This is a genomic window from Alphaproteobacteria bacterium, from assembly GCA_041396705.1.
Taxonomy (GTDB): domain Bacteria; phylum Pseudomonadota; class Alphaproteobacteria; order CALKHQ01; family CALKHQ01; genus CALKHQ01.
The window spans coordinates 78473-92555 of the sequence record JAWKYB010000015.1 but is presented as its reverse complement, the minus strand read 5'-3'; the positions used below and the strand labels follow the sequence as shown (position 1 = coordinate 92555).

Annotated in this window: 12 protein-coding genes and 2 tRNA genes; 7 read left to right on the top strand and 7 right to left on the bottom strand. The window is 69.0% G+C overall.

Translation table 11 applies throughout. The annotated features are described in order from the left end of the window. Positions 1-31: 31 nt before the first annotated feature. A tRNA-Cys gene (locus tag R3F55_20280) sits at positions 32-105 on the bottom strand. A gap of 202 nt (positions 106-307) precedes the next feature. Between R3F55_20280 and R3F55_20275 the strand changes: the two genes are divergently transcribed. The 5 genes from R3F55_20275 to R3F55_20255 all read left to right on the top strand — a co-directional run bounded on the left by R3F55_20275 (position 308) and on the right by R3F55_20255 (position 6766). Continuing rightward, complete coding sequence (locus tag R3F55_20275; GenBank protein ID MEZ5669729.1) at positions 308-964, top strand: protein-L-isoaspartate O-methyltransferase; 657 nt, start codon at positions 308-310, stop codon at positions 962-964. A gap of 156 nt (positions 965-1120) precedes the next feature. Beyond that, positions 1121-2491, top strand: coding sequence for a TolC family outer membrane protein (locus R3F55_20270; protein MEZ5669728.1), 1371 nt, complete (start codon positions 1121-1123; stop codon positions 2489-2491). 124 nt (positions 2492-2615) lie between these two features. Continuing rightward, the gene (locus tag R3F55_20265; GenBank protein ID MEZ5669727.1) at positions 2616-3221 is read left to right on the top strand and encodes a DUF2497 domain-containing protein; all 606 of its coding nucleotides are present in this window, start codon (positions 2616-2618) and stop codon (positions 3219-3221) included. Positions 3222-3356: 135 nt separating this feature from the next. Beyond that, positions 3357-6029 carry a valine--tRNA ligase gene (locus tag R3F55_20260; GenBank protein MEZ5669726.1) on the top strand — a complete coding sequence of 891 codons (2673 nt, stop codon included), beginning with the start codon at positions 3357-3359 and terminating at the stop codon, positions 6027-6029. A 257-nt stretch (positions 6030-6286) separates the two neighbouring features. Beyond that, positions 6287-6766, top strand: a complete 480-nt coding sequence (locus R3F55_20255) for a PAS domain-containing protein (protein MEZ5669725.1) — start codon at positions 6287-6289, stop codon at positions 6764-6766. A 64-nt stretch (positions 6767-6830) separates the two neighbouring features. On the opposite strand, the gene R3F55_20250 is transcribed toward R3F55_20255, so the two are convergent. Both R3F55_20250 and R3F55_20245 read right to left on the bottom strand, forming a co-directional pair. Next, positions 6831-7793, bottom strand: coding sequence for a Gfo/Idh/MocA family oxidoreductase (locus R3F55_20250; GenBank protein MEZ5669724.1), 963 nt, complete (start codon positions 7791-7793; stop codon positions 6831-6833). A gap of 169 nt (positions 7794-7962) precedes the next feature. After that, the gene (locus R3F55_20245; protein MEZ5669723.1) at positions 7963-8487 is read right to left on the bottom strand and encodes a peroxiredoxin-like family protein; all 525 of its coding nucleotides are present in this window, start codon (positions 8485-8487) and stop codon (positions 7963-7965) included. 234 nt (positions 8488-8721) lie between these two features. Here R3F55_20245 and ilvD point away from each other — a divergent pair, with 234 nt between their 5' ends. Then, positions 8722-10449 carry a dihydroxy-acid dehydratase gene (gene ilvD / locus R3F55_20240; protein ID MEZ5669722.1) on the top strand — a complete coding sequence of 576 codons (1728 nt, stop codon included), beginning with the start codon at positions 8722-8724 and terminating at the stop codon, positions 10447-10449. Between the two features lie 67 nt (positions 10450-10516). On the opposite strand, the gene R3F55_20235 is transcribed toward ilvD, so the two are convergent. The 3 genes from R3F55_20235 to R3F55_20225 all read right to left on the bottom strand — a co-directional run bounded on the left by R3F55_20235 (position 10517) and on the right by R3F55_20225 (position 12463). Next, positions 10517-11047, bottom strand: a complete 531-nt coding sequence (locus R3F55_20235; protein ID MEZ5669721.1) for a hypothetical protein — start codon at positions 11045-11047, stop codon at positions 10517-10519. A gap of 190 nt (positions 11048-11237) precedes the next feature. Next, the gene (locus R3F55_20230) at positions 11238-11726 is read right to left on the bottom strand and encodes a hypothetical protein (GenBank protein MEZ5669720.1); all 489 of its coding nucleotides are present in this window, start codon (positions 11724-11726) and stop codon (positions 11238-11240) included. Between the two features lie 116 nt (positions 11727-11842). After that, entirely contained in the window at positions 11843-12463 is a 621-nt protein-coding gene (locus R3F55_20225; GenBank protein MEZ5669719.1) for a YceI family protein, read from the bottom strand. Positions 12464-12632: 169 nt separating this feature from the next. Between R3F55_20225 and R3F55_20220 the strand changes: the two genes are divergently transcribed. Continuing rightward, positions 12633-12722 (top strand) — tRNA-Asn (locus R3F55_20220). A 99-nt stretch (positions 12723-12821) separates the two neighbouring features. Here the strand turns inward: R3F55_20220 and R3F55_20215 are convergent. Beyond that, positions 12822-14036, bottom strand: a complete 1215-nt coding sequence (locus R3F55_20215; GenBank protein ID MEZ5669718.1) for a beta-ketoacyl-[acyl-carrier-protein] synthase family protein — start codon at positions 14034-14036, stop codon at positions 12822-12824. Positions 14037-14083 lie beyond the last annotated feature (47 nt).

The window sequence follows — 14083 nt, the reverse complement described above, 5'->3', positions numbered from 1 at the left end:
CGGCCCCGCCTTTGCGGATCTGGGGCGAAAGTGGAGGTCCGGGCCGGAATCGAACCGACGTGCAAGGATTTGCAGTCCTCTGCATAACCACTCTGCCACCGGACCATGCGCGAACGCTGCGCGCGTCCGACGCGGCTCGATATAGGCTTCGCCCGGCGCCATCGTCAAGGCGGCGGGTGGCGCGAGGGGCGGCGGCCTGAGCATGCTTGCGGCCTGCGCCGCCATTGATTATTTAGCGCACGCGAGCCGCGGCCTCCCCGGACTCCGGTTTGCGCCCGCCCGATGGCCAGACAAGGCGCCAGATGTCATGACCGACTACGCCACCGCGCGCCAGAACATGATCGATTGCCAGCTGCGGCCGAACAACGTCAACGACGCCGCCGTGCTGAAGGCGATCGCGCAGACGCCGCGCGAGATGTTCGTGCCAGCGGCGAGCCGCCCGATGGCCTATGTCGACGAGGATGTACCGGTCGGCGCGGGCCGCGCGCTGCTGGAGCCCATGGTGTTCGCCCGCATGCTCGAGCTGGCGGAGATCGGCCCCGGCGACATCGTGCTCGATATCGCCTGCGCCACCGGCTATTCGACCGCCGTGCTGGCCCGGCTGGCCAACACCGTCGTCGCGCTGGAGGACAGCGCCGAGCTGGCCGATGCCGCCAACGAGCTGATGACCGACCTGGCCATCGGCAACGCGGTTGTGGTCACCGGTGCGCTGACGGCCGGCCGGCCGAGCGATGCGCCGTTCGACGTGATCCTGATCGAGGGCGCGGTGGCCGCGATTCCGCCGGCGTTGATCGATCAGCTCGGCGAGGGCGGGCGGCTTGTCGCCATCCTGCGGCCCGACGACGGCCCCGGACGGATGACGCTGGTGGTCAAATCCGCCGGCGCGATCTCGCAGACCGCGGCCTACGACGCCGCCACGCCGCGGTTGGAGGCGTTCACGCCGGCGGCCGGTTTCGTGTTCTGAGCGGGCCGAAGCCACGCCGAACCGCTTGCGTGTCGTAAGATCATCGGCTAAGCGGTTGATTCGTCTGCTCGAAGCGGACGCAAAGCCTCGCCGGCCCGGGCGCCTCGCCATCGGGTCGACATCGCGGTGCCTGGAAGCCCGAGGGGAGCGACGGTGATGCTGAGACTGGGTTCCGTGCGGCGTCTGGCCGGCGGCATGACCGCGTTGGCGTTGCTGGCGCTGCCGCCGCTTGCTCCGGCAACGGCCGACACCCTGGTCGACGCCCTGGCGCAGACCTACACCACCAATCCGCGCCTGCTCGCCCAGCGCGCGGCGCTGCGCGCCTCCGACGAGCAGGTGCCGCAGGCCCTGTCCGGCTGGCGGCCGACCGTCACCATCAACGCGCAGGCCGGCTATACCGACGCGACGTCGGAGAACCGCACCACCCAGAACAGCGTCGATCTGCAGCCGCGGGCGGGGTCGGTCACGATCAATCAGCCGATCTTCAACAACGGCGCGATCCTCGCCACGGTCGACCAGGCCAAGAACGTGGTCCAGGCGGCCCGCGCCCAGCTGTTCTCCACCGAGCAGGCCGTGCTGCTGGACGCCGCCACCGCCTTCGCCAACGTGGTGCGCGATACCGCCGTGCTCCAGCTCAACCAGAACAACGAACGCGTGCTGGGCGAACAGCTGCGCGCGACCCAGGATCGGTTCGAGGTCGGAGAGCTGACCCGGACCGACGTGGCGCAGGCCGAGGCACGGCTGGCATCCGCCGTCGCCAACCGGATCCAGGCCGAGGGTGCACTGACCACCTCGATCGCCAACTACGAGCAGGTGATCGGGCCGCTGCCGGCCGAGCTGGTGCGGCCGCGGGCGCTGAGCGGGCTGCCGGCCTCGCGCCAGGACGCGATCGCCATCGCGCTCGCCAACAATCCCGATATCGCCGCGGCCGAGTTCAACCTGCGTGCGGCGACCGATGCGATCGACACGCAGATCGCCACCCTGCTGCCGACCCTCTCGCTGCAGGGCGAATACCGCTATGCCTATGAGAGCTCGACGCCGAACACGGAAAGCCGCAGCGCGGCCATTCTCGCCATCCTGTCGATTCCGCTCTACCAGAGCGGTGCGGAATATTCCGCGATCCGGGCGGCGCGGCAGACGATGAGCCAGCGCCAGAGCGACCTCGACCAGGCCAAACGGCTGGTGACGGAGGCGGTGACGGCGGCCTGGGACCAGCTGCAGACGGCGCGCGCGGCAATCACATCGTTCCAGGCGGCGGTCCGCGCGCAGGAGATCGCGCTGGAGGGGACCCGGCAGGAATCGACCGTGGGCACGCGCACGATCCTGGACGTGCTGGACGCGGAGCAGGAGCTGTTCAACGCGCAGGTTTCGGTGGAGCGTTCGCAGCGCGACGAGGTCATCGCCACCTACACGCTGGCGCGTGCCATCGGCGGTCTGACCGCGGCACAGCTCGGCCTGCCGGTCACCTACTACGACGTCACCGGGCACTACGACGATGTCAAGGACGCGTGGATCGGCACCGAATGACGCAGCCGGCACCTGTCGCCCCGCGGGCCGCATTGCTCTGGGCAGTTTTGGACATTGCGTTTGACTTCGCCTATTTTGGCGGATCGGCGAAGGACGAGCGATACAGCAGACGAAGGCGGCGCGGATGAGCCCAGCTGACGGCCAGCAAGAACCTTCGATGGAGGAGATCCTCGCCTCCATCCGGCGTATCATCTCGGAGGACGGAGACGGCGACCAGGCACCGGCGCCGCAGGCCGTGCCGGAGCCTGTCGAGGACGAAATCGAGGAGCGGGACGCCCTGGAGCCGGATCCCGAGCCGGAGCCGGACGTCGTCCTCGAGGCCATGGACGAGGAGCCGGACGACGAGGTCCTTGAGCTGACCGACCTTGTCGACGACGACGGCACGGTGGTCGACCTGGCGCAGCCGGCGGCGCGCGAGCCGGCGCCGATGGCCGAGCTGCTGCCCGAGGATGCCGGCATGCCCGCGGCCGGTGACGACGACGGCAACATCCTTTCCGACCACGCCGCAGCGATGGCGGCAGGCTCGCTGGCGGCGCTGACGACGGCCGCCGGGCGCAAGATCGCCGACCAGCTCGGCGCATCGGACATTGGCGGGCTGACGGTGGAGGAACTCGTCCGCCAGTTGCTGCGACCGATGCTGCGCGACTGGCTGGACCAGAACCTGCCGCCGATGGTCGAGCGCCTGGTCCGCCGCGAGATCGAACGGCTCGCGCAGCAGGTACGGCGCTAGCCGCGCCGCAACAGCCTGCCGCCACGGGGCTTCCGCCCACCGTCGAAACTTGATAATCGCGTCGCGCGCCGGCCGTGCGACAGCGTGGCCGCGCCGCGACCGTCCACCAGCCGACACGCCAAGACCGGACCGAACATGCTCGAAAAGACTTTCACGCCCGCCGAGATCGAAGCGCGCCACTATGCGCGCGAGGAGGAATCCGGCGCATTCGCCTGCGGCCGCGCGGGCGCCGGCGATCCGTTCACCATCGTCATCCCGCCGCCGAACGTGACCGGTTCGCTGCACATGGGCCATGCGCTCAACAACACGCTGCAGGACGTGCTGGTGCGCTGGCGGCGCATGCAGGGCCGCGACGTGCTGTGGCAGCCGGGCACCGACCATGCCGGTATCGCCACCCAGATGGTGGTCGAGCGCCAACTGGCGGCGAGCGGCTCGAACGAGGACCGCCGCTCGCTCGGGCGCGAGGCGTTCATCGAGCGCGTCTGGGCCTGGAAGGCGGAGTCCGGCGGTCTGATCATCAACCAGCTGCGGCGGCTCGGCGCATCGTGCGACTGGTCGCGCGAGCGCTTCACCATGGACGAGGGCCTGAGCCGGGCGGTGCTCAAGGTGTTCGTGCAGCTGTACCGCGAGGGCCTGATCTACAAGGACAAGCGGCTGGTCAACTGGGACCCGAAGCTGGAGACCGCGATCTCGGACCTCGAGGTCGAGCAGGTCGAGACCAAGGGGCACATGTGGCACTTCCGCTATCCGGTCGAGGGCGAGGCGGGTGTCTCGCTCGTCGTCGCGACCACGCGTCCGGAGACGATGCTGGGTGACACCGGCGTCGCCGTGCATCCCGAGGACCCGCGCTATAGGCACCTGATCGGCAAGCACTGCATCCTGCCGCTGGTCGGCCGTCGGATTCCGATCGTCGGCGACGACTATGCCGACCCGGAGACCGGGACCGGCGCGGTCAAGATGACGCCTGCGCACGACTTCAACGACTTCGAGGTCGGCAAGCGCCACGGGCTGGAGATGATCAACATCTTCGACGTTCGCGCCCGGCTGAACGACGCCGTGCCCGAGAAGTATCGCGGCATGGACCGCTATGAGGCGCGCAAGGCGGTCGTGGCCGACATCGAGGCGCTGGGGCTGCTCGACCGCATCGAGGATCACGTCCACACCGTGCCCTATGGCGACCGCGGCGGCGTGCCGATCGAGCCCTATCTGACCGAGCAGTGGTATGTCGACGCGGCAACGCTGGCCCGGCCGGCGATCGCGGCGGTCGAGGCGGGGCGCACCCGTTTCGTGCCGGAGCAGTGGACCAAGACCTATTACGAGTGGATGCACAACATCCAGCCCTGGTGCGTGTCGCGCCAGCTATGGTGGGGCCACCGCATTCCTGCCTGGTACGGCCCCGACGGCACCGTGTTCGTCGCCGAGACCGAGGGCGAGGCCCAGGCCGCGGCCGACGCTCACTACGGCGCGCCGACAACGCTGGAACGCGACCCCGACGTGCTCGACACCTGGTTCTCGTCGGCGCTGTGGCCGTTCTCGACGCTCGGCTGGCCCGACGAGACGCCGGAACTGCAGCGCTACTACCAGACCGACGTGCTGGTCACAGGATTCGACATCATCTTCTTCTGGGTCGCCCGGATGATGATGATGGGCCTGCATTTCATGCGGAAGGAGCCGTTCCACACCGTCTACATCCACGCCCTGGTCCGCGACGAGAAGGGCGCGAAGATGTCGAAGTCGAAGGGCAACATCATCGATCCGCTGGAGCTGATCGACGAGTTCGGCGCCGACGCGTTGCGCTTCACGCTGGCGGCGATGGCGGCGCAGGGCCGCGACATCCGGCTGTCGACCGCACGCGTGGCCGGCTATCGCAACTTCGCGACCAAGCTGTGGAACGCGGCACGCTTCACCGAGATGAACGGCTGTGCGCCGGACCCGGCGTTCGTGCCGGCCGGCGTGGGCCTGGCGGTCAACAAGTGGATCGTCGGCGAGACTATGCGCTGCATCGGCGCGGTGGACCGGGCGCTGGAGGAGTTCAAGTTCGACCAGGCCGCCGGTGCCGTCTACCACTTCGTGTGGCACAGCTTCTGCGACTGGTATCTGGAATTCACCAAGCCGATCCTGCAAGGCGGCGACGCCGATCCGCGCGACGTGGCGGAGACCCGGGCGACCACGGCCTGGGCGCTGGGCCGCATCCTGCACCTGCTGCACCCGTTCATGCCGTTCGTCACCGAGGAACTTTGGCAGCAGCTGGGCCCGGCCGACGGCGGGTTGCTGGTCACGGCGCCATGGCCCGATGCCGACCTCGGCCTGGTCGACGAGACCGCCGCCGGCACGCTCAACTGGGTGGTCGACCTTGTTTCGGCCATCCGCACGGTGCGGGCCGAACTGAACGTCCCGCCGTCGGCCGAGCTCAACGCGCACCTGTACGGTGCCGACGCGGCCGTCGCCGCCCGGCTGGCCGAGAACGAGGCGCTGATCCGGCGGGTCGCGCGGCTGTCGGCCGTCACGGCCCACGCCGGCGCGGCCGGCGATGGCGACACCCGTGCGGCGGCGCAGACGGTGGTCGGTGCGGTCACCGTGGTGCTGCCGCTGGGCGACGTCATCGACCTGGACCAGGAGCGTGGTCGGCTGCGCAAGGATCTGTCCCGTTTCGACGACGAGATCGCCAAGATCGCCAAGAAGCTCGACAACCCGCAGTTCCTCGCGCGCGCCCCCGAGGACGTGGTGGCCGAGCAGCGCACCCGGCAGGCCGACGCCCAGGAGCAGCGCGCGCGCCTCGCGGCGGCGCTCGGCCGGCTCGGCGGCTGACCGGCTGCGCCGACGGCGGTACCCCGCTTGTCGGTGACTCTTCTCACCTGGGCGCGGCGGGCGATGCGCATCGAGACGCGCCCGTCGCCCTGGGAGACCCGGATGGAACCGCGGATTCCCGGCGCTTTGCCGCGTCTCTGACGGCAATTTCTGAAAAGTCGTTCAGAATATTAAATAATTGACATGTCGATGCATTCGTAGGAGGTTCGCTCGGCCATGTGGGCAAACCACAGGCTGTCTTCGAGGGCGGTTCCGCCATGCTCATCGCCAATGACGAAATGCTGGTCGCCAGCCACCCCCTCATTGAGGCTGGGATCAAGTATTGGCAGAAGCTGGCCCGCGACCGGGCCATGCCGCGTCGGCGCGAACTCGACCCGACCGATATCCCGCGCTTGTTGCCTTACACGATTCTGCTGGATATCCAACACGATCCGCTGGATTTTTACATTCGTGTTGCTGGTCAACATATTATCGACAACTACGGTCGCACGCCGGTGCGATGCACAATTAACACACTGATTTCGGAAAATCCGTCGATCCGGCGCTTCGCCGACAGCTTCCGTTTGTGCGTGCAGCAGCGGCGCCCGGTGGTGGTCGAGGACCGGTTCGTCGGGGCGGACGACCTGCGCAAGCGCACCTACGGGGTCATTTTGCCGCTGGCGGACGACCGCGACGAGGTCTCGCACCTGTTGTGCTTCAGCGTCTATCTGGACCGCGACGGCCACCAGATCGGCTGAATCCCGGCGTCCTGCCGCCAAACAAGTCGAGCGCCCGGGCCGAGGTTGCGGTCACTCCCGACGTTCAGCCCCCGGAAAACATCGCATCGAGCAGGCGGTTGACGCGGCGGCCGTTCTCGGCGGCGCTGGCCGGGGCCGGTCCGCCGTTCAGGTGATCGACAATCTGCTGCACCAACGGCTGGTGCACATGCGGCGGGTCGTCCACGTCGATGCGCTCGACCGCGCCGTCGCTCTCCACCGTGATCGGCGACGGTGCGAAGAAACGCATCGAGGCGCGGCCGCGATCGCCGATCAGGGTCACCGTCTCCTCGTGCCGGTCGGCCACGTAGTTGCAGGCGAAGCTGGCGACCACGCCGCCGGGGTAGACCACCGTGGCGCCGACCGTATCGTCTGCCGCATAGAGCCCAGCCTGGTTGACGCCGGCGCCGCACGCCGACAGCGCCGGACCGAAGGCATGGTCGAGCCAGTCCAGCGTGTGCACCTGCGTGTCGGTGAACAGGCCGCCGCCGTTGATCGCCGGATCGGTCTTCCATGCCACGTCGGGCGGCTCGTCGGCGCGGCGGAACTGGCGCACGGCCACCATGCGGATGCGCCCGAGGCGGCCATCGGCGGCCAGCGCGCGGAAGGCCTCGAACCGCGGCAGCGCGCGCCGGTAGTAGGCGACGTAAAGCCCGGTGCCGGCGCGGCTGCAGGCCTCGATCATCGCGTCGCATTCGGCGCCGCTCATCGCCATCGGCTTCTCGACCAGCACCGGCTTGCCGGCTGCAGCGGCCTTGCGGACGTATGTCAGGTGCGAGCTCGGCGGTGTCGCCACGTAGACGGCATCGACGTCGGGGTGCCCGATCAGGGCGTCGGCGTCGTCGAACCAATGGCTCGCGCCGTGGCGCCGGGCGAAGTCCGCCGCCTTGGCGCCGTCGCGACGCATCACCGCCGTCAGCGCGCTGTCGCGCGCCTTGTAAAGCGCCGGGCCGCTCTTGACCTCGCAGACGGCGCCGCAGCCGACGATGCCCCAGCGGATCGTCGCCATCGTCAGCGCGGTCCGGCCGCGGCCGGCGCCGCATCCGCACGGTCCGCCGGCGCGCCAGCCGGGGCTTGAGTCATCATACAGGTCACGGGTCGGATCCTCCGGCGTTCCTATTGCCGACGGCCGGCCGGCTTTGCAAGCGGCCGGAGCCCTGGTCGGCGCGTGGCCGGCGCTATGCCTCGCCGCGGGCGGGATAGTCCTTCTCGAGGATGAAGTCGGTCGCCTTCAGCAGGTCGGCGATCTGCGGGCGGGCGAACGGCATGGTCTGGGTGGCGGCCAGGTAGAGCGTTCCGTCGGCGCGGACCATGAACAGTCCGGGCTCGGAAAACAGGGCGGGCTCCTCGATGCCGATCGAGGTCTTGCCGCGGCTGGTCGAGATGGCAAGACCCCAGTCTCGTGCGGTTTGCAGCGGAAGGTCATAGCCGACGCGGGTCTGGTCAAGCCCCCATTTCTCGCGTGCGGCGTCGGCCCGGTCGCGGCCGTCCATCGAGAGCGCGACCACTTCGACGCCGCGTTCGGCGAAGGCGGCGACATGTCCCTCCAGCCCGCCGACATAGGTGGCGCAGGCCGGGCAGTGCAGGCCGCGATAGGCGACGATCAGCGTGAAGGTCCGCGGCCGGGCATCGGCCAGCGTGAACGTTTTTCCGTCGAGCGTCGGCACGCTGAGCGCCGGCGCGGGCTGGCGGGTCTTGAGCATCCAATATTCCCCTGGTTTCGTTCGTGGATTGGCGTACTGCGCGCGACATAGACGCGCGCGGGCGGCCGGGCAATCCCGCTCGCCGAGCCGTGATCCGCCGTGTGTGGCGTCGGCATGCGCCCGATGCAGCCAAGCGTTGCGCCTTTGCGCCTTGTGTTGGATCGGGTGGGCGACAATGATGCGCCCGACGCGGCCATCCCCGGCCCAACAGCAAGCGTGCGGAGGATCATGCCCATGGGGGCCAACCCGAATTTCGACAAGACCAAGCTGCCCAGCCGTTATGTCTCGGTGGGTGCGAAAAGCGCGCCGCACCGCGCCTACTACTACGCGATGGGCATGTCGGAGGCGGAGATCGCCCGCCCGTTCGTCGGCGTGGTGACCACCTGGAACGAGGCCGCGCCCTGCAACATCGCGCTGTCGCGCCAGGCCCAGGCTGTGAAGCTGGGCGTCAAGGCGGCCGGCGGCACCCCGCGCGAGTTCACCACCATCACCGTCACCGACGGCATCGCCATGGGTCACGAGGGCATGAAGTCGTCGCTGGCCAGCCGCGAGGTTATCGCCGATTCCGTCGAGCTGACCATGCGCGGCCACTGCTATGACGCCATGGTCGGTTTGGCCGGCTGCGATAAGTCGCTGCCGGGCCTGATGATGGCGATGGTGCGCCTGAACGTGCCATCGGTGTTCATGTATGGCGGCTCGATCCTGCCCGGGCGGTTCCGCGGCCGCGACGTCACCATCGTCGACGTGTTCGAAGGCGTCGGCGCCAACGCGGCCGGCAACATGGACGACGACAGCCTGCACGAGCTGGAGTGCGCCGCCTGTCCGTCGGCCGGCTCCTGCGGCGGCCAGTATACCGCCAACACCATGGCCTGCGTGTCGGAGGCGATGGGACTGGCGCTGCCCAATTCCGCCGGCGCGCCGGCACCCTATGAAAGCCGCGACCAATATGCCGAGGCCAGCGGCGAGGCGGTGATGAACCTGATCAAGCTGGGCCTGCGCCCGCGCGACATCGTCACCCGCAAGGCGCTGGAAAACGCCGCCACCATCGTCGCAGCGACCGGCGGTTCGACCAACGGCGGACTGCACCTGCCGGCGATCGCCCACGAGGCCGGCATCGCGTTCGACCTGGACGATGTCTGCGCCATCTTCAAGAAGACGCCCTACATCGCCGACCTGCAGCCTGGCGGCAAATATGTGGCGAAGGACCTCTACGAGGTCGGCGGCGTCGGCATTGTGATCAAGGCGTTGCTCGACGGTGGCTTCCTGCACGGCGACTGCATCACGGTGACCGGCAAGACTCTGGCCGAGAACTACGGCAAGGTCGTATTCCCGACCAACCAGGACGTGGTCTATCCGGTCGACCGGGCGCTGAGCCCGACCGGCGGTGTGACCGGCCTGAAGGGCAACCTGGCGCCGGAGGGCGCGATCGTGAAGGTCGCCGGCATGAAGAAGCTGCAATTCCGCGGGCCCGCGCGCTGCTTCGACCGCGAGGAGGACGCGCTGACCGCGGTGCTGGAACGCACCTACAAGGAAGGCGAGGTGCTGGTCATCCGCTACGAGGGGCCGAAGGGCGGCCCCGGCATGCGCGAGATGCTGTCGACGACCAGCGCGCTGTATGGCCAGGGCATGGGCGACAAGGTGGCCCTGATCACCGACGGTCGCTTCTCCGGCGGCACCCGCGGCTTCTGCATCGGCCATGTCGGGCCGGAGGCGGCCATCGGCGGCCCGATCGGCCTGCTCCGCGACGGCGACATCATCGCGATCGACGCCGTAGCCGGCACGCTCGACGTCGAACTGTCCGAAGCGGAACTTGAGGCGCGGCGGAAGGCGTGGCAGCCGCGCCCGGCCAATTTCGGTTCCGGCGTGCTGTGGAAATATGCCGCCACGGTCGGCCCGGCGTGCAAGGGCGCGGTCACCCATCCCGGCGGCGGCGCCGAGACGCGCTGCTACGCCGACATCTGACCGCCCGCCCGGACGAAAAACGCCGGGCCCGCATGGGCCCGGCGTCGTCTCGGGGATGCAGATCGGTTCAGGGCTTGCCGGTCGGGCTGCCGTTCGCGCCGCCGCCCTGGCCGCCGTCCCGGCCGCCGTCGTCGCTGCCGCCGTCGTCGCCGCCGCTGTCGGTCGGCGAGGAATTGTCGGTGCGGTCGTTTTCGCTGCCCAGGGGCTCGCCCGGCCGCTGCCCGGGAAACGGACCGTCGTCACCGAACGGGCCGTCGTTGGGGTTGTCGGTCGGCTGGTCGTTGGGCTGGCCGTTGGGCTGGTCGGGGTCGTCCGGGTCGTCGCCGGCGGCAGGCTGGATGCAACCCAGCGGATCGTAGGCGCAGACCAGCGCTTCGGCGGTCGGCATCAGCTCGTCGCACAGGCGGTTCTCCGGATCGGCCAGCATCGCCTGCAGGGCCGCGGTGTCGCGCGCCTCCACGGCGTCGGCGAAACGCTGCCAGTCGTGTGCCTGGCAGCTGTCCATGACGCCGACGGTCGCCTGCGCGTGGGCAAGGGAGGTGCCGGCCGACAGGATCGCGAAGGCCAGGCCGGTCTTCAGCAGGGGGTGAACGCTCATCTCACTTCTCCGTCGCATGTGTCGTTTTTTCGGGGTTCGACTTGTTGCCAATGAGGCTGGGTCGCGCAGGCCCGCGGTCGGGTTCAAACTTTCTTAACCATCGGCCAAGCGCGCGCCGCGCCGCGGGCACCCAGAGGCCGACCCCGACCCGACGTGCGGTCGGGCCGGGGGGCCGGAGAGGGGCGTCGCGTCAGCCGGCGGCGCCGGTCACCGCGTTGCTGCGGCTCGGCGTGTTGCCACCGTCGCCGCCGCCCGGGTTGCCAGGATCGGCCGGGCTGCTGTTGTCGTCGCGATCCTGCTCGTTGCCGGCCTGCTCGCCGGGGCGCTGGCCCGGGAACGGACCGTCCGGACCGAAGAACAGGTTGTCGGTCGGCGGGGTGTCGTCGATGTCGACCGGGATCGGGCTGGGACCGGCCGACGGCGCGATGCAGGCCATCGGGTTCTCGTTGCAGGTCAGCACCTGGACGGTGAGGTAGAGCTCGTTGCAGTTGGCGATCTCGGGATCGGTCAGCATGCGTGCGAGTTCCTCGTTGTCCTGCGCCGCGACCGCGTCGGCGAAGCGCTGCCACTCATGCGGGCGGCAAGTCATCACGCCGGTGCTTGCGGCCTGGGCCAGGGACATCGAAGTCAGGACGGTGCCGAGCACAATGCCCGGGAACAGGATGGTCTTGGCGAACATTTGGAGCCTCTTGGATCTGATTGGTGGCGGGGGATATCCCTGCCATTCAGGTCGTCAGTCGAGGCCCGGACCGACGGCGTTCACGAGTCACAATCAAATCACGAGTGTGGCGGATATCACCGCGGTTGCTCGAATTCCGCCTCAATCGTCACCGCGACTTCGTCGCCGACCGCGGGCAGCCAGTTGGCGAGTCCGAAGGCGCTGCGCGAGAAGGTGGCGGTCGCGCTGAAGCCGAGCACGTAGGTCGGTTCCAGCGGGTTCGGCGCCCCGCCGTTGAAGGTCACGTCCAGCGTGACCGGCCGGGTGACGTCGCGTATCGTCAGATCGCCTTCCACCGTGCCGGTCTGTGCCCCGGTCAAGGCGATCTGGCGGCTCTCGAAGCGGATCTGCGTGTAGCTGCCGGCATCGAAGAACTGCCGGCCGGTCAGCATCGCGTCGATCTCCGGGTCGCCGGTGTCGACGCTGGCCGCGTCGATCGTCGCGGTCAGCCTGCTGCGGGTGGGATCGGACGGGTCGAAGTCCAGTTGCGCATCGAACCGGTCGAAGCGCGCGATGTACCGGCTGTAGGCGAAGTGCCAGACCGCGAACTGCACGTCGGCATGGCGTGCCGACAGCGTGTAGGCGCCGGCCGGTGCCGCCGCGGCGTCAGGGCTGGCCCGGTAGGTCGCGACCGACACGGCCTCGCAGCCGGCAAGGAGGCTCGCGAATACCCAGCCGACACTCGTGCGCACGCGCATGGCAGACCGCCGTCCCACAGGGCCGCCGAGCCGGCGGCGGCGGCACTGTTGCGCCGCCGGCTGTCGCATGCAAGACACGAGATCTTGTAGAAGAAAAGTCCAACCGTGACGAAATATTGACGTTGCCAACCGAATCGCCTATTGCCCTCTCTCCGGTCAGTAAGACTGATGGCCGGTGGCGAAACGGGTAGACGCATCGCACTGTTTATGCGACGCCGCGCGCAGCGGTTTGGAGGTTCGAATCCTTCCCGGCCAGCCAATCTCGCCTTCACGGTGAAGCCGACGATCTTCCGAATACTATGGTATTGCTCCGTGACTACCAGCCTTTGTTGGCACGGAGCGGGTCGGCGCGGGATATCTAGCCGGCGAAACGCCTGACCGCCAGCACCGCGTTGAGCCCGCCGAAGGCGAAGGAATTGGACAGGGCGACATCGACCTTCGCCTCGCGCGCTGCGTTCGGCACATAGTCGAGATCGCAATCGGGGTCCTGCTCCAGGTAGTTCGCGGTCGGAGGTACGATGCCGTCGCGGATCGCCAGCAGCGTCGCGGCCAGTTCGAGCGCGCCGGCGCCGCCGAGCGCATGTCCGATCATCGACTTGGTTGACGATACCATCAGGCTGCGGGCGTGGGCGCCGAAGGCGTTGTGCAAGGCCCGGGTCTCGGTCACGTCGTTCGCGGCGGTGCCGGTGCCGTGGGCGTTGACGTAGGCGACGTCCTCCGGGTTCAGCCTCGCGTCGCGCAGCGCGCCGGTGATCGCCCGGGTGGCGCCGGCGAGGTCCGGCGTAGTGATGTCGCGTGCGTCAGAGCTCTGGCCGAAGCCGACCACCTCGCCGAGAATGTCCGCGCCGCGCGCCTTGGCGCCGTCCAGCGTCTCGAGCACGAAGATCGCGGCGCCCTCGCCGAGCGACAGCCCCTGTCGGCCCTTGGAGAAAGGCCGGCAGGTGTCCGGCGCCAGCACGCGCAGCGCCTCCCAGCCGCGCATGGTGCCGAAGGCTATCGCCGCCTCGCTGCCGCCGGTCACCGCGCTGTCGACGGAGCCGCTGCGAACCATGTGGAAGGCGTGACCGATGGCGTGCGCCGCCGACGAGCATGCGCTGGCGATGACATAGGCCGGGCCGAGGATGTTGTGCTCCATGCTTATATGGCTGGCCGCCGCGCTGATCATCAGCCGCGGCACGGCAAACGGGTGCACCCTGTTCTTGTCCTCGCGGTAGATCGCCCAGTAGTTGTCGTCCTGCGTGGTCTGCCCGCCGACGCCCGATCCGATGATCGCGGCGGTGCGTTCGGCGGCTTCGCCCTCGAAGCGGATCCCGGCCTGCGCGATCGCCTCGCGCGCGGCGACAACGGCGAACTGAGAGAAGCGGTCGAGCATGCCGCGCTGCTTCGGCTCGAAATGGCCGGCGGGATCGAAGTCCCGCACCTCGGCGCCGATCCTCACGTAGAGCCGCTCGGTCGGAATGGTGGTCAGCGCGCCGATCATCGAGCGGCCGGCCTTGAGCGTGTCCCAGAACTGGCCGACGTCGTGCCCGGCGGCACTGATCACCCCGAGCCCGGTGACGACGACCCTATGCATCCAGGGCCGCCCCGGCGCGATCGCAATGACGGCAGATGGGCGCGGGC